This is a genomic window from Stenotrophomonas muris (genome assembly GCF_052751275.1).
Window position 1 is genome coordinate 94,252 of sequence record NZ_CP199879.1, and the last position, 17,867, is coordinate 112,118.

A 17,867-nucleotide genomic window follows, 5' to 3' on the forward strand; every position below is an offset into this window, starting at 1 on the left:
CGCACGGCGTGGATCTACTGTAGAGCCGAGCCTATGCTCGGCTTGATGGTTCCCGCGAAGAGCAGCCGAGCATGGGCTCGGCTCTACAGTGGGTGATCGCGCACCGGTGCCGGTCAGGGCGTTGTGGTCTTCAACCGCAGCACCGGCAACCCGGTTTCGCTGTGCACGTCCTCGCGCTGCGGCAGGTCCTGCACGGCGTCCTTCACTGCGTTGAGCGCCGGGTCGACGCCACGCAGCGGGTGCCACATGCCGATCCACTCGAAATGACGCTCGTAGCGCAGGGTCTGCGCACTGCCCAGCCATAGCGGCGTATTGCCCGGTTGCAACTGCGCAGGGGCTGGCCACAGGCGCAGTACGTAGCGCTCATCGCGGTGTGTACCCGGGCGCACCATCAACAGCGCTTCCACGCGCGTGTCCAGCGTGGCTGGCAGCACCGGCAGTTCGTCGGCACCCGTGTTCTTGTCCAGCATCAGCAGCGCCTCCTGCCAGCCGGCCTGTTCCTGCCGCTTCCAGCCGCGTGCTTCCAGCTGCGCCTGCAGCGGGGCCAGCGGGCCCGCCACCTGCACGTCCAGCGGCCAGCGCTGGTCGTCGTCGAACTCGTTGCGGCGCGCCGGCAGTGTCGCCCAGTCGTGCTGCCACCAGGCCTGCATGTCCATCGCCTGCGCCGCCGGCAGGGTCGGCTCGAAGCGTTCCAGCTTCACCGGAATGTGGCGCGGCGCGTACCACATCGCCGCCACGGCGAAGACACCGTAGAACAGCCACGCCACCGGCTTCACCCAGAACGAGCGGTTGAAGCGGCGGCGGTAGGCGATGCCCAGCACCAGCAGCCAGAACGTGCCGAACAGCATGCCGCCGATCACATCGCTCAGCCAGTGCGCGCCCAGGTACAGGCGCGAGAAGCCGATCAGGCTGACCACGATGCCCGACACCAGGTACGGCCAGACACGGGTGCGGCCAGGCATCTCGCGGGCGATCAGCACCGCGAAGAAGCCGAAGGTGATGGTGGCCATGGTCACCGACACCGACGGGAAGCCAAAGCCACTGCTGGCATCGACCGGTCGCACCACATCCACCGTTGCGCCGAGCAGCATGGTCAACGCCAGGCCGAAGGCAAGCGCGGCCAGCCAGTGCGCGGCTGCCATCCAGCGGCGGCGCCAGATCAGGTAGCCCATCGCTGCAGCGGTGGCCGGCAACAACACCTGCCAGGCGCCCAGCGATGCCAGCGCGGCCATCGGGTAATCGGCCAGCGGATTGCGCAGCGCCAGCATGGCCTGGTGCACCAGCAGGTCGATCGCCAGCGGCTCGCCATGGGCGACCACCACGGTCAGCAGCGCGAACCAGCCCCAGCCCAGCACCAGCAGCATCAGCGCCAGCATCGCCAGCGGCACCGACTCGCGGCGCTTCGGGTCCAGCACACCGACGGTGTAGCGGCCCAGCGTCGGGTGTCGGTTGGACCAGTCCAGCAGCCGCGCCAGCCAGTTGTCCATGCGCGCGGCCGACCAGCGGTAGCCGTACAGCACGATGGCCCAGACCAGGCCGAGGATCACTGCCAGCAGGCCGACCACCACCACCAGGCGCCCTGCGACGGCGGCCACCGCGTCGTAGGCCTCGCCGAGCACCCAGCCCGGTGCCAGGAACAGCACCGCCCACGAAATGCTGGCGATGCCACTGGCCTGCATGTAGCGGCTGGCCGGCATTTTCATCATGCCCGCGATGGCCGGCACGAACGGCCGGATCGCGCCCACGTAGCGTGCCACCAGGATGCTCTTGAAGGCATTGCGGCGGAACAGGTTTTCGCCGCGGTCGAGGAGCTGCGGGTAACGGCTGAAGGGCCACACGCCACGCAGGCGGTCACCCCAGCGGCGCCCGATCCAGTAACTGATGCCATCACCGGCGAATGCGCCCAGTGCGGCTGCCGCCACCGCATACGGCCCGGAGATCTGGCCCAGCCCGATGAACACGCCCACCGCGAACAGCAGCGGCAGGGCCGGCACGATGGCACCGAGAATGATCACCGCATCGCAGAAGGCGATGAGGAAGATAACGGCACCCGCCAGCACGGGGTGAGCGGCAATCCACGCGAGGGTGGCGTCGATCCATGAAGAGTCCATTGCCCGATTATAGGGGCGTGAAGGTGACTGGTTCCCGGCCGCTTGGTGACCGTTTGCAACGGGCGCCATCGCCTAGAATGGGCACATGCCGCATTCGTCAGACACGCCCTCGCACGCCCTGAAGGCCGACAGCTTCGGTCGCATCCTCCTTGTGGAAGGGCCGGCCGGCTCCTTTGTACGCCGTGATCTGGGCGCCACACCACTGTGGTTGCGGCTGCCGGCCTGGTGGCTGGCCCGCCGTGAAGCACGCGCACTGCGCCACATCCACGGCATGGCCGATGTGCCGCAGCTGCTGGCGTGGGATGGACGTCATCTCGACCGCAGCTTCATGGCCGGCGACGCCATGTACCAGCGTCCGCCTCGCGGTGACCTGGCCTGGTTCCGCGCCGCGCGTCGCCTGCTGCAGCAGCTGCATCGCAATGGCGTGGCCCACAACGATCTGGCCAAGGAAGCCAACTGGCTGGTCACCGACGATGGCCGCCCGGCGCTGATCGACTTCCAGCTGGCGGTGATCGGCAACCCGCGCTCGCGCTGGATGCGCCTGCTGGCCCGTGAGGACCTGCGCCACCTGCTCAAGCACAAGCGCATGTACTGCCGCGAGTCGCTCACCCCGGTGGAAAAGCGGGTGCTCAAGCGCACCTCCTGGGTGCGCGAGCTGTGGTTCGCCACCGGCAAGCCGGTCTACCGCTTCGTCACCCGCCGCATCCTGCATTGGGAAGACAACGAGGGGCAGGGGCCGAAGCCGTGAGCCGTACGCAGGTGGTGACCGGCCTGCCGAGCGCAGGCAGCATCCTGCGCCCACAGCTGGCTGGCGCCGACTTCGTGCACGCCTGCCAGGCGACGACCCGTCGTGATGGGCGCTCGGCCTTGCAGGCCTATCGCGACATGGCGGCGACCATTCCCGGCTGGTTCGATGGGCTGATGGCACTGCGCAATCGCGGCATGCGCCTGCTCGGCATGAAGCACCTGGGCTCGTTGCGTGCGGTACAGGACATCGCGCAGCCGCGTCCGGGGCAACGGCTGGGCATCTTCACCCTGCAGTCGCTGGATGACGATGCCATCGTGCTGGAAGACGACGACCGCCACCTGCGTGTGCAGCTGGCCCTGCAGTGGCAGGGCGATGTGCTGGAAGTGGCGACGGTGGTGCATACGCACAACGCGTTCGGGCGTGTGTACATGCTGCCGGTCGCCCCGGTGCATCGGCTGATCGTGCCGCATCTGCTGAGGAAGCAGGTGCAGGCGTACCGGTAGATCCACGCCATGCGTGGGTGCATTAAGCAATTCAATGGTCGCGTGCAAGTGCCAGATGATTGCCGTTGACGACCCCTTCCATCTGTTCGCAGCGCTCGCCTAGAATCAGGAACGAGAGAGTCGCATGGAAGCAACGTCGCGCCGTCCTGGCGCGGCTACGCGTGCGGACGCGAGGGGAAAATTGTGAAGCGAGTTGCTGCTTGGCAGTGCCGTGTTGCTACGGCACTGACGCTGTGCGTGGTCGCAGGTTCGGTCTCGGCAGTCGAGCCCTACCAGGAATACCGCAAGCTCATTGAGTCCGCCCAGAACCTGACGGCGCTGAAGGATGATCTTTTCGGCGAGAGCGTCAGCCTCTACAACGGCAAGACTGAGTTTGCCGTCACCGACGTCAGCCTGCCAGGCAACAACGCCCTGCCGGTGCAGATGCGGCGCCGGTTCAGTGTCGAGATGGACCTGGTCGGGAGTGGCAGCTTCAACGCCAGTCTCGATGGTGTGGGCGGCTGGGAGGTCGACACGCCGTACATCACCGGCATGTTCCCCGGCGCGAGCGCCTGGCTGAACAATCGTTGCAGTGGCGACATGGTGCCTCAGTGGCCCATTTCCTTCCGGCTCAACGAAGTCTGGCAGGGCAACATGATCCATGTCCCGGGTGGTGGTGATCGCACCATGTTGGGGGCCTGGAACAACACGCCGATGCCGACAGACGGCGTTGCACGCAAGTGGAGCACCTCGCATCGCGATGCCATCGACTGTATTCCAATGAAGTCGGGTCTGGCTGGCGAGGGCTATCGGGTCAGGACCACCTCGGGCGAGTCGTACTTCTTCGATACCGCGTTCACGCGCTTTGGCGGCACGCTGGAGCGCTCGGGCGGCGAAGGAGACAGGACCAAGATCGCTCGCACGCGCATCTACCTCATGGCCAGCCGTGTAGAGGACCGGTCGGGCAACTGGGTACAGTACGAGTACAACGGCAACGGTCACCCGACCCGGATCTGGTCCAGCGATGGCCGCGAGATCACGCTGGCCTACAGCGGCACGCTTCTGGTGTCGGTGACTGCCGCGGGCCGTACCTGGAACTATGGCTACGGTCAGGTCGAAGGCCAGAACCGCCTCACCGCAGTTACCCAGCCCGATGGAAGCACTTGGTCCTACGCCTACTCCAGCGCGCTGCGCGCCTGGGAGAAGGTGAACTGGGACGGCAACAGCAACGAGACCTGTCAGGAGCAGCCGCCGGAGCGTGACGGTACGCTGGTCATGACCATCAAGCATCCGTCCGGTGCGATGGGTGAGTTCCAGTTTTCGAATGGTCGCCAGTACCGCAGTGGCGTCCATGCCAGCGAGTGCATCCGCCGGATCGCACAGTCGGCGTACTACTACGAAATCGTCACCCCGTTTTTCTACGACGTAGTCTCGCTGAGAGCCAAGAAGATCTGGGGACCGGGCCTGCCGAAGGTGCTGCAGTGGAGCTATGACTATGGCAGCGGCTACGAGCCGCTCTGGGGCGGCGTGGGCGGTGCAGCCATCTACCCCTGCACGACCTGCAAGAAGGAAAAGCAGGTCACGATCTCAAATCCCGACGGAACCCGCACGGCCTACCGCTATGGCTCGCAGTACGCGCTGAATGAAGGGCGGCTGCTGGGTAGCAGCGTCATTGACGCGGCCGGGAATGTGGTCAAGAGCAGCACCTCGGTCTACATGACCGAAGACGAAGTGAAATCACAGCCATTCGCCCCGCTTCACGGGATGATCTACAGTGGCGACGAGCCGAGCACAGCTCAGGTGCGGCCGGTCGTGGCCGAGGCCATCCAGCAGGATGGCGTGACCTACCAGACCAGCATATTGTTGTTCGATGATCTGGCTCGCCCGTTGCGTGTCAATAGCGCCAGTCCTTTGGGCAGCCGCACCGATGCCACTCAGTATGCGGACGACCGAAGCAGATGGATTCTGGGCGCGATCGCGAAGGTCACCAACGAGAATACCGGCGTGGTGGTCGAGCAGACGACGTTCGATGGCCTGATGCGGCCCACGGAAGTGCGTTCGTATGGGTTGTTGAAGCAGGTACTGGGCTACAACCCTGACGGAACCGTGGCCATGGTGGATGACGGTCGTGGCAATCGCACTACGCTTTCCGGCTGGAAGCGCGGCACGCCACAGCAGATCCAGTTTGCCGACGGCGCTGTGCAGTCGGCGGTGGTGGACGACAATGGCTGGGTCAGCAGCGTTACCGATGAGAACGGTGCAACCACCCAGTACGGCTATGACGCAATGGGACGCATGGCCACCATCGACTGGCCGGCGGGCGACAGTGTGGCTTGGGCACGTACGACACAGAGTTTCACCGCCATCAACGGCGACGAGTACGGTATCGGAGCGGGTCATTGGCGGCAGACCGTCGCAACCGGAAACGCGCGGCGCAACGTCTATTTCGATGCCTTCTGGCGTCCGCTGCTGACTGAGGAATATGACGAGTCCTCGCGTGGCGTGACCCAGCGCTACCAGAGGTTTGCCTACGACGAAGCGGGTCGGCAGGTGTTCGCCTCGCACCCTGGCGAGTCTGCTGTGCTGAGTACAGGTACATGGACCGGCTACGACGCGCTGGGGCGACAGACCTCGGTGTCCGTCGACAGCGAGGCCGGTCTGCTGACATCGCTGACCAGTTATCTGGCGGGTGGCGGCTTGAAAGTGGTCGACCCCAAGGGCAATACGACGCTGACCACTTTCCAGGCGTTCGGTGCGCCGTCGACGGAATCCCCGGTGTCGATCATTCACCCGGCGGGCGCGTTCACCGATATCGATCGCGACATCTTCGGCAAGCCGCGCTCGATCGTGCGCCGCAACCAGGACGGCAGCGCCCGGATTGCCCGCAATTATGTGTATGACGGTCATCAGCAGCTCTGCAAGAGTGTGGAGCCGGAGACCGGCGCAACGCTGATGGGTTACGACGCAGCGGGCAATCTTGCCTGGAGCGCAGCTGGCCTGGACCTTTCCAGCACCACGGCATGCGACGCTGATGCTGGACCGGTTGCGGCCCGCAGGATCGTTCGTGGCTACGATGCGCGCAATCGGCTGTCGACACTTGCGTTCCCGGATGGGAATGGCAACCAGGGCTGGACGTATACAAGGGACGGCAAGCCGGCCACGGTGACCACGGCAAACGATGCGGGGACGACGCAGGCGATCAACACCTATACCTACAACAAGCGTGGGTTGTTGACGGCCGAAACCTCCAGTGACAGTACCCTCGGCATCCAGTCGCTGGGATATGCCTACAACGCCAATGGCGCACTTTCAGGCCTGACCTATCCGAGTGGGCGCTTCGTTGACTATGCGCCCAACGCGCTGGGCCAGCCGACCAAGGCGGGAGGCTACGCCTCAGGGGTGACTTACTACGCCAATGGGGGCATGAAGCAATTCACCTATGGCAATGGCATCGTGCACACGATGGCGCAGAACCAGCGCCAGTTGCCTACCCGGGTGGTCGACAGTGCCGGAGCGCTGGACACGACCTATGAGTACGACGCCAATGGCAACGTCGCGCGTATCGTCGACAATCTGGACGGGCAGCGCACGCGCACCATGGCCTACGACGGACTGGATCGTCTGATTCAGGCCACCTCGCCTTCGTTTGGCGGAGATGGCGTGTACCGCTACACCTACGATGCTGTGGACAACCTGCGTTCGGCCGCGCTGACCGGTGTCAAGGATCACGTCTATTGGTACGACACCCATAACCGGCTTACCAACGTACAGAACAGTGGAGGCGCCACCACTCTGGGCTTGAGCTACGACGCACAGGGCAACCTCTCCAGCCGCAACGGCGTCGGCTACAGCTTCGACTTCGGCAATCGCCTGCGCAGTGTGGCCAGCGCGGAGCGATACCGATACGACGCACATGGCCGGCGCATCCTGTCGGCGGGCGCCAATGACGGTGCCACCATTCGATCGCTGTACGGCAACGACGGTGTGCTGCGCCGGCAGGAAAATGCCCGGGAGGGCCGCAATACCGAGTACATCCACCTCAATGGCAGCCTGGTGGCGCAGGCCATCCAGGTCGTCGCGCCGGTTACGCCGGTCCTGACCGCGCCCGCGTTCAGCAACAACGGTGCCTATGCACTGCAGTGGACGGCGGTGTCTTACGCCAGCCGTTATGAACTGCGAGAGCAGGCAGCTGGCGGAGCTTGGGCCACGATCTACAACGGCGCCGAACGTAGCTGGAACACGTCCGCGAAGGCGGAAGGAACGTTTGGCTATGCTGTCCGCGCTTGCCAACAGGACAGCTGCAGTGGCTGGTCGGCGACGGCCAGTGTCGTGGTGCAGCGTCCTCCTGCGGCAAAGGCTGCTGTAAGCGCGCCCGCAACGGCATTCAATGGCAGCTACAGCATTACTTGGACGGAAGCGGCGGGCGCGGCAACCTATCGCCTGCAGGAGCAGGTGGGAGCGGGCGCCTGGCAGACGGTGCAGGAGAGCGCGGCGCGCAGTCTCGCGGTCTCCGGCAAGCCGGCCGGGACGTATGGGTACCGGGTCTTTGGCTGTAACCCAGCGGGCTGTGGTCCTGAATCAGATGTTGCCCGGACCCAGGTGATCTATCCGCCTGCAGCGGCACCTTCGCTCAACGTGCCGGGGCAGAGTCTCGATGGCAACTATACGATTGCGTGGAGCAGCGTCGACGGCGCATTGCGCTATGCACTGGAGGAGAGCTTCAACAATGGTGCATGGGCACAGGTTGCCTCACTGGCCAGCACCAGTCAGGCATTCGGTGGCAAGGGGACTGGCAACTATGCCTACCGCGTCCGGGCCGGCAACGATGCGGGGTGGGGCGTGTACTCGGCGACGAGTGTTGTTTCAGTGATCCGGCCACCGGCACCGCCCAGCCTGAGTGCGCCCGCAGGAACCTCGTCGGGCAGTGTCACGTTGAATTGGACGGGCGTTGCCATGGCGGCCAGCTACCTGCTGGATGAGAGTGTCAATGGCGGAACCTGGACGGCGGTCCAGAACGACGGTTCGACCCAGTCGCAGCGCAATGGTCTGGTGTTCGGCAACTACGCCTATCGCGTAAGGGCATGCAACATCTCTGGCTGCAGTGACTTCTCCAACACGGTGGTCGTCGCTTCCAATCCGCCCCCGGGTACGCCGCAGTTCATTCATTCCATCAAGTCGCAATGGAAGGAAGGGCGCGCCACCAAAATCTCCTGCGAGGTGAAGTGGACCAGCATGCCGGGTGCAACCAACTACGAGATGATGGCCTACGGCGGAAGGCTCGAGTATTCCGGTCCGGAGAGCTCAATCGAAGCTCAGGGCGCGGTCTACTGCGCGGAAGTACAGATTGTGCGCGCCTGCAATGCCAGCGGTTGTTCAGCCTGGTCCAACCCGTATCCGCAGAGCGTTGTGGATTACGGCGACCTGACCAACCCTCGGTGACCTGAAAATGAAGATCAAGAAAATTCTGGTTGGTGTCGCTGTTCTGTTGGGACTGTTGCTGGGCACAGTGAGTGTTTCGGCGCAGGAGATCGTCCAGTATGTGCATACCGACGCGCTGGGTTCCCCGGTTGCCATCTCTGATGCCAACGGCGCGATCGTCGAGCGCACCGTTTATGAGCCCTATGGTGCGACCGTAGGTGATGCGAAGGGGGATCGCCCGGGATTCACCGGGCATGTGTCGGACTCGGCGACGGGTCTGACGTACATGCAGCAGCGGTACTACGATCCGTTGGTCGGGATATTCCTATCGACAGATCCGGTCGACGTGGGCTTGGACAACGGAGCCCTATTTAATCGATACATGTATTCGGCACTGAACCCCTATACTTTCGTTGATCCAGATGGCCGCTGCACTGGCTCTAGAATCACGAATAGTGACGGTACTTGTAAGAGTACCGGTGGGAACACGACGGCCACTGGGCCGACATCATCTGACTCCGCGATTCCGAGGGCGCCATCCTCTGGCTCATCTCCAAGCGTGGCATCTGGCGGAGAATCAAACTCCAACTGGCAAGAGATAAAGTCGCGTCTTGGCTTGTCGGGAGATTTGACAAAGAATGGAAACATCTTTGACGTCGGTGCCCTTTTTCATGATATCGCGATACCCGCAATGTACTCGCGGGGCGGCGGAGGGCTGGCTTCTGTTCCTGCTGCAATTCCAATGCTTGCTCGATTCAATTTTGCGGTACGAGCAGAGCATGTATTTAGAAGCGCCGCAGGGCATGTGAATCCCACTACGGTTGCTTCACAAATGAGATTTGTTGGTCTTTTCCAGCGTGTCAGCTCAAACCCGGCGAACCTAAGGGTGGATGCGGTTGCCGCGCGGCTAATGACGCAAGATGCAGCCTCTGCCGGTGTCAGTACGTACACTCAGACGATGAGGGGAGGGGCGCAGGTTTGGGTTCATGTGCGGAATGGTGAGATAGTCAACGCAGGCGTTAATGCCGCCGGAAAGGTAAGATGATGATTGATTCTGATGAATTGACTGATGTGGCGAAAACTCTTGCCTGGTACAAGAGTAATTTCTTCGAGGGCTGTGAAGAGAGCTTTGTTGCGGATTTTATGGTTTTTTGTTGGCAGGCGGTTGATCCCGGTCGCGTTGCTTCGCTGGATTTAGATGATGAAACTGTAGATGCATGCGCCGACATGCTCTCTGAGTTGAAGCTCTTTGTTGATGAGAGATGCGGGGAATGGGGGGCGCCTGCTTTCTGGAGGCGCTATATCGATTGGGCGGACTACGCCGCAGATTTTCCGCTTGATGAGTGCAAGCGGTTTATGCGAGAGACTGTTGGTTATCTTGAGCCTTCATTTTTCGTATTTACGACCACCGGCGGCACTGAGATGAGGTCCGAAGCAATGACGATTTTTGCCGAATACTCGCAGTCCCGCAAGGCGCGGGCTGCCTATGTTCGATCGGTAATTGAAAGTCGGCTGACGACTGACTCCTTCTATCAGCGATCCCGTTGATTCTCTCTGTCGCGAGATGCGAGAAACTGCTGCTGCGGTCGTCGTTCGGCTTTGTGGTCAGGGCAAAGCCGATATGTATGCTTCGCGCGGTCGATGTCGCCGGGCATGGCCCGGTCCACAGAGCATCTCGGCGCTTAACGCTAACGCTTAATGCCTTACGGCGTCGCCGGCACCACCTGCTGGCCAATGAAGTTGCGCTTGGCGTCGAAGTCGTACGCGATCTGCAGCTGGCCCACATCCGGGCAGGCGTGGCAGTCGCGCAGCGGCGTGCGGTACAGCAGGCGGACGCCGCCGTTCTCCAGCGGCGTGGCCCCGGCCGACTGCGCCGGTGCGAACGGCGTGGCCTGCGGGTGGTCCTTCAGCAGGGCCTGCACGGCGGGGTCGGCACGCAGGGTGTCGTCCAGCTGCACGGCATCCACATCGATGCGCTTGCCGGTGGCGTCGACCAGGCGGGTGCCCTCGTTGGTGTTGGCGCGGAACGGATACTCGACCGTCGCAATGCCCAGGCCTTCGTTCTCGTGCCAGGCCGTCACGTAGGCCAGCTCGCCCCCGGTGGACAGCTGTTCGGCGGCGGTGATCGCATCGGCGCTGGCGCCGCCGGCGCGCATCGCATCGCGCAGGCAATCACGCGTGGCGGCGTTCTCGCCCTGGCGGCAGGCGTTGAGGTCGCCATCCCACACCACGGCCTCGCTCCAGCGCAGCTTGCCGTCGGCGGCGGCCTTCTCCGCGCTGGGCGTGTCACCGGCAGGTGGCTCCTTGCCCGGTTCCGGCGAACGGCCCTGGCAGGCGGTCAGCAGGGCAAGCCCCAGGGCAGGCAGCAACAGGCGGGAACGGCGCATGGCGTGGACCTCGTGCGTTGTCTGGAGGCCCAAGTATCGTCAAGGCCGGGTGAACTCCACGTCGGCGCGGCATACTAGCGGCTCATTGCATACGCTGGAGTGTGGGACGTGGGCAGTCTGCAGGGCAAAACGCTTTTCATCACCGGTGCCTCGCGTGGCATCGGCCTGGCCATCGCACTGCGCGCTGCGCGCGACGGCGCCAACGTGGCCATTGCGGCCAAGTCGTCGGTGCCGAATCCGAAGCTGCCGGGCACCATCCATACCGCGGCCGAAGCGGTGACGGCGGCAGGCGGGCAGGGCCTGGCCCTGAAGTGCGACATCCGCGAGGAGGAGCAGGTACACGCCGCAGTTGCGGCCACGGTCGATACCTTCGGTGGCATCGACATCCTGGTCAACAATGCCAGCGCGATCTGGCTGCGTGGCACGCTGGATACGCCGATGAAGCGCTTCGACCTGATGCAGCAGGTCAATTCGCGCGGCAGCTTCCTGTGCGCGCAGGCCTGCCTGCCGTACCTGCTGCAGGCGCCGAACCCGCACATCCTCACTCTCGCGCCGCCGCCAAGCCTGGAACCGCAGTGGTGGGGCGCGCATACCGGCTACACGCTGGCGAAGATGGGCATGAGCTTCGTCACGCTCGGCCTGGCCGCGGAATTCGGCCCGCAGGGTGTGGCGGTGAACGCGCTGTGGCCGCGCACGGTGATCGCCACCGATGCGATCAACATGATTCCGGGCGTCGATGCGGCCGGCTGCCGCACGCCGCAGATCATGGCCGATGCTGCGCACGCGGTGCTGGTGCGCGAGGCGGCGGGTTTCCACGGCCAGTTCCTGATCGACGATGACGTGCTGGCACAGGCGGGTATCACCGATCTGTCCGGCTATGCGGTGGATCCATCGCGTCCGTTGTTGCCGGATCTGTTCCTGGAGTGATCGCGCGTCGCCGGCAGAGGCCGAGGGCTGCGACCTTCGGCCTGCTGCGCTAGAATGCGCGGCTGTAATCGTTTTCAACAAGGACGTGAACCCATGTCACGCACTCTTTCCGTCGCGGCGCTGGCCGCTTCGCTGTCGATTGTCCTGGCTGCCTGCGGCGGCAAGGCACCCGCAACCACTGGCGACGCCGGCCCTTCCAGCACGCCCGACGCCAGCGCGGCGCCGTCCGACGCACAGCAGCAATTGACCGCCAAGCTCAACGCCTACATCGGCTGCTTCAACACGCTTGATTCGAAGACCCACGGCAGCATCGAGTCCTATACGCGCTGGATCAAGGACGTCGAGGCCGGCCCGAGCGGGCGCGAGACCCAGGTGTACGGTCCGTTCGAGATCAGCGATTACGACATGAAGCAGTGCGATGGCCCCGTGACCGAGGCGATGGCTGCCAAGCCGGCGCTGGCTGAGCTCGATGCCGCTGCTGGCCATTACCAGCAGGCGCTGAAGGCACTGGTGCCGCTCAGCAAGGACGCGCACGACTATTACGATCGCCAGGACTACGAAGACGACCAGTTCGCCAAGGGAAAGCAGCTGCACGCGCCCTTGATGGCCGCCTTCAAGGAGTTCGTGACTGCCAGCGAAACGTTCAACGCCGAGCTGGAGCGCCAGAACGACGCCGCCCAGCGCGAGCAGCTCAAGGTATTGGAACAGGCCGAGGGACGCACGCGCGAGTACTACCGTCTGGCAATGATGCTGGAAGCCAAGGCCATCATGGATCTGATGAGTGAGGATGACTTCGATCAGGCCAAGGCGCGCGAGCGCCTGGATGCGTTCAACCGCATTTCCGACGAAGCGCATGCGAAGGTGGCTGATCAGGAGCCGGGCAAGCTGGACTGGAACAGCTTCGAGCGTGAAGCCGAGAACTTCCGTCGCGAAGGCAAGGAGCGGCTGCAGCGCGTCGGCGAGAAAAAGCCTTACAGCGATTTCGAACGACGCATGCTGGATTCGCCCTCGATGGCGCCGCGTGGCTCCGCCAACAAGCTGATGCAGGAATACAACGCGCTGGTTTTCCAGAGCAACCGCCAGTAGCGAAGCTCAACGTTATTTTTGTCGCGATCGAGCAGGATGATTGCGACATGACGCGCCCCGCAGCCCCGAATGCCAGCACCTTCCCGAGGTGCTGGAGCGCGCGCCCGCGCCATGCATGAAGATGCCTGCAGTTTTCACTGGTGCAAGGAACTGATTTGAACGCATCCACACGCCTGATTCCCGTTCTCCTGCTTGGCGCGCTGGCCGGCTGCAACAACCCGGCGGGGCTGGCGGTCGCCGACCCCGGGCTGGGGAAGGTGAACGCCTACATCGAGTGTTACAACGGCGTTGAACAGCCCATCCGCGAGGGTTTCCAGACCTATACGGGCTGGATGAAGGATCCCGAGGCCGGCCCGACCGGCAAGGAAGCGCAGCCGCGTTCACCCGGCAAGCTGTTGTCGCACCGGGTCGACCATTGCGGCCAGCCGCTGACCGATGCGCTGGCAAAGACCCCTGCCACGCCGCTGGATGCACCAGCGCGACAGTACCAGCGGGCATTCCAGGCACTGAACACCCTGATCGAGCGTGCCGATGGGTACTTCACCCGCGAGGACTATCGTCGCGATGGTGGCGAAGGGATGCGCAGCCAGCATACCCCGCTGATGCAGGCCTATGCTGATTTCTTCAAGGCCAGCGAAGCGATGGATGCTGCGCTGGAAAAGAACGAGAACGATCGCCGCGCCGCCCAGCTGAAGCAGATCGAGGAAAGCGAAGGCCGCTCGCTGGCCTATTACCACCTGCGCCTTGTCGGCGATGGCAAGCAGCTGGCGATGGCGTTCCAGAGCGACGCACCGGACGTTGCGGCGTTGCGCGGCGAGCTGGCCGACTATCAGGCGCTGGTGACGGAAATCCAGAACAGTGGTGTCGGCAAGGACGACCCGATGTGGGGTCATGTGCAGCGTTCGGCCGACAAGCTGGTGCGTACCGCCGGTCGCGGTGTCGAACGTCTGGAGCAGGGCAAGCCGATCACCGCCGATGCGTTGGCCGCCGAGCGCAAGGCGTCGGGCAGCTGGCTCACCACCGATCCTGAGGGCGCGCAGTCGACGATCCTGGATGCCTACAACGACCTGGTGACCACCAGCAACCGCATGCGTTGAGGAGGATCCACGCATGGCGTGGAGCTACCGAGGGTAGTGCCGGGTCACGCCCGGCACGCACCCTGCGGGTTTGGTAGTGCCGGCCGCTGGCCGGCATGTGCCTCAATGGCTGAATGCATCCGGTAGTTCACCCCCGCACTTGCGGCAATGCCGGGCATCCGGCTCGTGGCCTTCCAGCCCGCAGTGCGGGCAGCCACGCGCATCACGGCGCGCGGCCAGCTCGGCTTCACGCATGGTGCTGGCCAGCTCCGCGGTGTAGATGCCGGTGGGCACGGCGATGATGCTGTAGCCGATCAGGATCAGCACCGACGTGACGAAGCGGCCAAGCACGGTCTGCGGCACGATGTCGCCGAAGCCGACCGTGGCCATGGTCACCACCGCCCAGTACATGCTGGCCGGGATGTTGGTGAAGCCGTGTTCGGGGCCCTCGATCACGTACATCAGCGCGCCGGCGATGATGGTGATGGTGATCACCGTGAACAGGAACACCAGCACCTTGCGCCTGCTGCGCCACAGCGACGTCATCAGCACGCCGCTTTCCTCGATGTAGCGGGTCAGCTTGAGGATGCGGAACACGCGCAGGATGCGCAGCGCGCGTACCACCAGCAGGCTCTGCGCGCCAGGAATGAACATCGACAGGTAGGCGGGCAGGATCGACAGCAGGTCGATGATGCCCCAGATGCTCACCGCGTAACGCAGCGGGCGCTTGACCACGGCCAGCCGCAGCAGGTACTCGGCGGTGAAGATGATCGTGAAAGCCCATTCCAGGATGTACAGGCCGGTGGACCATTCGGCATGCAGGTGCTGCACGCTGTCGATCATCACCACCAGGATGCTGGCGACGATCGCCACTACCAGGATCAGGTCGAAATTGCGCGAGGGCCGCGAGTCGTGGCGGTAGATGATGTCGAACCACCGGCGGCGCCAGCCGGTCTCGGTGGCGGGGTTCAGCTGGGGGGCAGAAAACGGTCGCATGGGCGCATTGTGCCGCAGGGGTTCCGGCGCGAGAATGGGGATTCCTGAACCCTGCCGACTGCCATGACCGCCGCTACCGATCCGCTGATCTCCCTTTCGCACTATTACCTGCCGGTCTACAAGCCCCGCCAGGTGGTACTGGAGCGAGGCCAGGGCGCCCGCGTGTGGGACAGCCAGGGCCGTGAGTTCATCGACCTGGCTGCCGGCATCGCCGTGTGCGGGCTGGGCCACAACGATCCGGACCTGGTGGCCGCACTGGTCGAGCAGGCCGGCAAGCTCTGGCACACCAGCAACGTGTTCTACAGTGCGCCGCCGCTGCACCTGGCCGAGGAGCTGGTGAAGGCCAGCCGCTTCGCCGAGCGCGTGTTCCTGTGCAACTCCGGCGCCGAAGCCAACGAAGTGGCGATCAAGATGGTCCGCAAGTGGGCCTCCAGCCAGGGCCGCCCGGCCGACAAGCGGGTGATCATCACCTTCCGTGGCAGTTTCCACGGCCGCACCCTGGGCGCGGTGACCGCCACTGCCCAGCCGAAGTACCAGGAAGGCTACGAGCCGCTGCCCGGCGGCTTCCGCTACATCGATTTCAACGATGAAGTACAGCTGGAAACCGCGATGGCCGCCGGCGACGTGGCGGCGGTGATGCTGGAGCCGATCCAGGGCGAGGGCGGCGTGATGCCGGCCAAGTCCGGTTTCCTCAAGCGCGTGCGCGAACTGTGCGACCAGCACAACGCACTGCTGGTGCTGGATGAGATCCAGGCCGGCATGGGCCGCACCGGCACGCTGTTCGCGCACTGGCAGGACGACGTGGTGCCGGACATGGTTACCCTGGCCAAGGCACTCGGTGGCGGCTTCCCGATCGGCGCGATGCTGGCCGGCCCGAAGGTGGCCGAGACCATGCAGTTCGGCGCGCACGGCACCACCTTTGGTGGCAACCCGCTGGCTGCTGCGGTGGCCCGCGTGGCGCTGCGCAAGCTGGCCTCGGCGGAGATCGCCGCCAACGTCAGCCGCCAGTCCAAGGCGCTGCGCGATGGCTTCGCCCGCATCAACGACGAGTTCGGTGTGTTCAGCGACGTGCGTGGTCGTGGCCTGATGCTGGGCGCGGTGCTGAGCAAGGACTTCGCCGGCCAGGCCGGTGCGATCCTCGACCACGCCGCCGAGCAGGGCCTGCTGACCCTGCAGGCCGGCCCGGACGTGCTGCGCTTCGTGCCGTCGCTGAACATCACCGACGAAGAAGTGGCCGAAGGCCTGAAGCGCCTGCGCGCGGCGATTGCCGCGTTCATCGCCGCGCGCTGAGGCCATCATGCCGGGGTCGGACCCCTCTCCTGCGGAGAGGGCTCTGACCCCGTTGCTGAGGAATGCCCGTAGAGCCGAGCCCATGCTCGGTTCATCGCGATGCCAGGCCACAGCAGCCGAGCATGGGCTCGGCTCTACAGTAGTTCACGCAATCCGGTAGCGCTTCAACACCTTGCCCAATCCCCGGCCATCGCGCACGGTTTCCGCGTGCAGGCCGGCAGCGCGCGCGCCACGCACATTGGCGAACAGGTCATCGACGAACAGCGTGCGCGAAGGTGCCACGCCCAGCGCTTCCAGCGTGCGCAGAAACACCGCCGGCGCAGGTTTGCGCAGGCCGAAATCCGCACTGCAGAACACGCGCGCCTGCAGGGCAGGAAACAGTTCCGGCAGCAGGGTGGGCAATGCCTGCTGCATCAGCGCGCCGTTGTTGGTCAGCACCGCGATTGGCAGTTGCAGGGCCTGCAATCGTTGCAACACGGCCGCCTGAGGATGGCTGGCGGCCCGTCGCGCCGCGGTCCATGCAGCCACATCGACAGTCGTGCCCAGAAGCTCTCCCAGCTGCGCCAGATAGGCCGGGCCATCCAGCGTGCCATTGTCATGCGCTGCTTCCAGACCGCTGTCGTACAGCGCGGCCTGTACGGCGTGCGTCGGAACCTGCAGTGTCCGGGCCAGATGCAGCACGCGTTGCCCGCGCTGGTACTGCACCAGCACGCCATCCACATCCAGCAGCAACAGGTCGATCCGCATCGGCTGAGCATGCCATTGCGATGAGTGCGCGGGAAACCCTGGAGCTGGCATGCGACAGACGGTCGCAGACGGCGCCGCAGGGGGCTGCCTAGAATGGCGCTTGAATCCGCAGGAGATGCAATGATGAAGGCTTGGAGGGTGGCAGTGGGACTGGGTGCGCTGATGCTGGCGCCGTCGGCGATGGCGCGGGTGTGTGCGGTGAGCATCGACAGCACCGACCAGATGAGCTTCAGCAGCCGCGAGATCAAGGTTGCCGCTGATTGCACCGCCGTGGACCTGACTCTGCGCCATACCGGCAAGCTGGCGGTCACCGCGATGGGCCACAACTGGGTGCTCACCCGCAGCGCTGATTACCAGCCGGTGGCGATGGCGGGCATGCGCATGACCCTGGCTGACAGCTACCTGCCGAAGGCCGACAAGCGCGTGCTGGCGCACACCAAGGTGATCGGCGGCGGCGAGACCACGCGCGTGCGTTTCTCTACCCAGGGCCTGCAGAAAGGTGGCGACTACACCTTCTTCTGTTCGTTCCCCGGCCACTTCGCGATGATGAAGGGCAAGTTCCTCTTCGGTTAGAAAAAAAGGGGACGGAGGGGATTAAG

Annotated in this window: 14 protein-coding genes; 10 read left to right on the forward strand and 4 right to left on the reverse strand. The window is 64.4% G+C overall.

What is annotated here, in order from left to right; translation table 11 throughout:
• Nucleotides 1-113 precede the first annotated feature (113 nt).
• Entirely contained in the window at nt 114-2,111 is a 1,998-nt protein-coding gene (locus ACUVWL_RS00375) for a bifunctional DedA family/phosphatase PAP2 family protein (protein WP_049440502.1), read from the reverse strand.
• An 85-nt stretch (nt 2,112-2,196) separates the two neighbouring features.
• On the opposite strand from ACUVWL_RS00375, the gene ACUVWL_RS00380 reads away from it, so the two are divergent.
• The 5 genes from ACUVWL_RS00380 (at nt 2,197) to ACUVWL_RS00400 (ending at nt 10,307) form a co-directional block, all read left to right on the forward strand.
• Nucleotides 2,197-2,859, forward strand: a complete 663-nt coding sequence (locus ACUVWL_RS00380) for a serine/threonine-protein kinase (protein ID WP_014648307.1) — start codon at nt 2,197-2,199, stop codon at nt 2,857-2,859.
• The gene (locus ACUVWL_RS00385; protein ID WP_346601641.1) at nt 2,856-3,362 is read left to right on the forward strand and encodes a DUF2867 domain-containing protein; all 507 of its coding nucleotides are present in this window, start codon (nt 2,856-2,858) and stop codon (nt 3,360-3,362) included. The genes ACUVWL_RS00380 and ACUVWL_RS00385 overlap by 4 nt, the downstream gene beginning before the upstream one ends.
• A gap of 183 nt (nt 3,363-3,545) precedes the next feature.
• Nucleotides 3,546-8,780: an RHS repeat domain-containing protein gene (locus ACUVWL_RS00390; RefSeq protein WP_014648305.1), complete on the forward strand. Its 5,235-nt coding sequence runs from the start codon at nt 3,546-3,548 to the stop codon at nt 8,778-8,780.
• Nucleotides 8,781-8,787: 7 nt separating this feature from the next.
• On the forward strand, nt 8,788-9,804 hold the full coding sequence (locus ACUVWL_RS00395; RefSeq protein ID WP_080053011.1) for an RHS repeat-associated core domain-containing protein: 1,017 nt from the start codon (nt 8,788-8,790) through the stop codon (nt 9,802-9,804).
• A complete protein-coding gene (locus ACUVWL_RS00400; RefSeq protein ID WP_041863781.1) occupies nt 9,801-10,307 on the forward strand; it encodes a hypothetical protein in 507 nt (168 codons plus the stop codon). Before ACUVWL_RS00395 ends, ACUVWL_RS00400 begins: the two co-directional genes overlap by 4 nt.
• A 155-nt stretch (nt 10,308-10,462) precedes the next feature.
• Here the strand turns inward: ACUVWL_RS00400 and ACUVWL_RS00405 are convergent, their stop codons facing one another.
• Nucleotides 10,463-11,146 carry a hypothetical protein gene (locus ACUVWL_RS00405; protein WP_032956036.1) on the reverse strand — a complete coding sequence of 228 codons (684 nt, stop codon included), beginning with the start codon at nt 11,144-11,146 and terminating at the stop codon, nt 10,463-10,465.
• 108 nt (nt 11,147-11,254) lie between these two features.
• Between ACUVWL_RS00405 and ACUVWL_RS00410 the strand changes: the two genes are divergently transcribed.
• From ACUVWL_RS00410 to ACUVWL_RS00420, 3 genes are all read left to right on the forward strand, one after another.
• Entirely contained in the window at nt 11,255-12,073 is an 819-nt protein-coding gene (locus tag ACUVWL_RS00410) for an SDR family oxidoreductase (RefSeq protein ID WP_088375448.1), read from the forward strand.
• A gap of 93 nt (nt 12,074-12,166) precedes the next feature.
• Nucleotides 12,167-13,159 (forward strand): YiiG family protein, encoded by a 993-nt coding sequence (locus tag ACUVWL_RS00415; RefSeq protein ID WP_134809250.1) that lies wholly within the window; start codon nt 12,167-12,169, stop codon nt 13,157-13,159.
• A gap of 155 nt (nt 13,160-13,314) precedes the next feature.
• The gene (locus ACUVWL_RS00420) at nt 13,315-14,256 is read left to right on the forward strand and encodes a YiiG family protein (protein WP_111206092.1); all 942 of its coding nucleotides are present in this window, start codon (nt 13,315-13,317) and stop codon (nt 14,254-14,256) included.
• Nucleotides 14,257-14,358: 102 nt separating this feature from the next.
• Here ACUVWL_RS00420 and ACUVWL_RS00425 read toward each other — a convergent pair whose 3' ends face one another.
• On the reverse strand, nt 14,359-15,231 hold the full coding sequence (locus tag ACUVWL_RS00425) for an ion transporter (RefSeq protein WP_014648300.1): 873 nt from the start codon (nt 15,229-15,231) through the stop codon (nt 14,359-14,361).
• A gap of 63 nt (nt 15,232-15,294) precedes the next feature.
• On the opposite strand from ACUVWL_RS00425, the gene ACUVWL_RS00430 reads away from it, so the two are divergent.
• The gene (locus ACUVWL_RS00430) at nt 15,295-16,521 is read left to right on the forward strand and encodes an acetylornithine transaminase (protein ID WP_049440495.1); all 1,227 of its coding nucleotides are present in this window, start codon (nt 15,295-15,297) and stop codon (nt 16,519-16,521) included.
• Between the two features lie 144 nt (nt 16,522-16,665).
• Here ACUVWL_RS00430 and ACUVWL_RS00435 read toward each other — a convergent pair whose 3' ends face one another.
• The gene (locus tag ACUVWL_RS00435) at nt 16,666-17,268 is read right to left on the reverse strand and encodes an HAD-IA family hydrolase (protein ID WP_014648298.1); all 603 of its coding nucleotides are present in this window, start codon (nt 17,266-17,268) and stop codon (nt 16,666-16,668) included.
• Nucleotides 17,269-17,391: 123 nt separating this feature from the next.
• Here ACUVWL_RS00435 and azu point away from each other — a divergent pair, with 123 nt between their 5' ends.
• Nucleotides 17,392-17,841 carry an azurin gene (gene azu / locus ACUVWL_RS00440; protein ID WP_032956045.1) on the forward strand — a complete coding sequence of 150 codons (450 nt, stop codon included), beginning with the start codon at nt 17,392-17,394 and terminating at the stop codon, nt 17,839-17,841.
• The last annotated feature ends 26 nt before the right edge of the window (nt 17,842-17,867 follow it).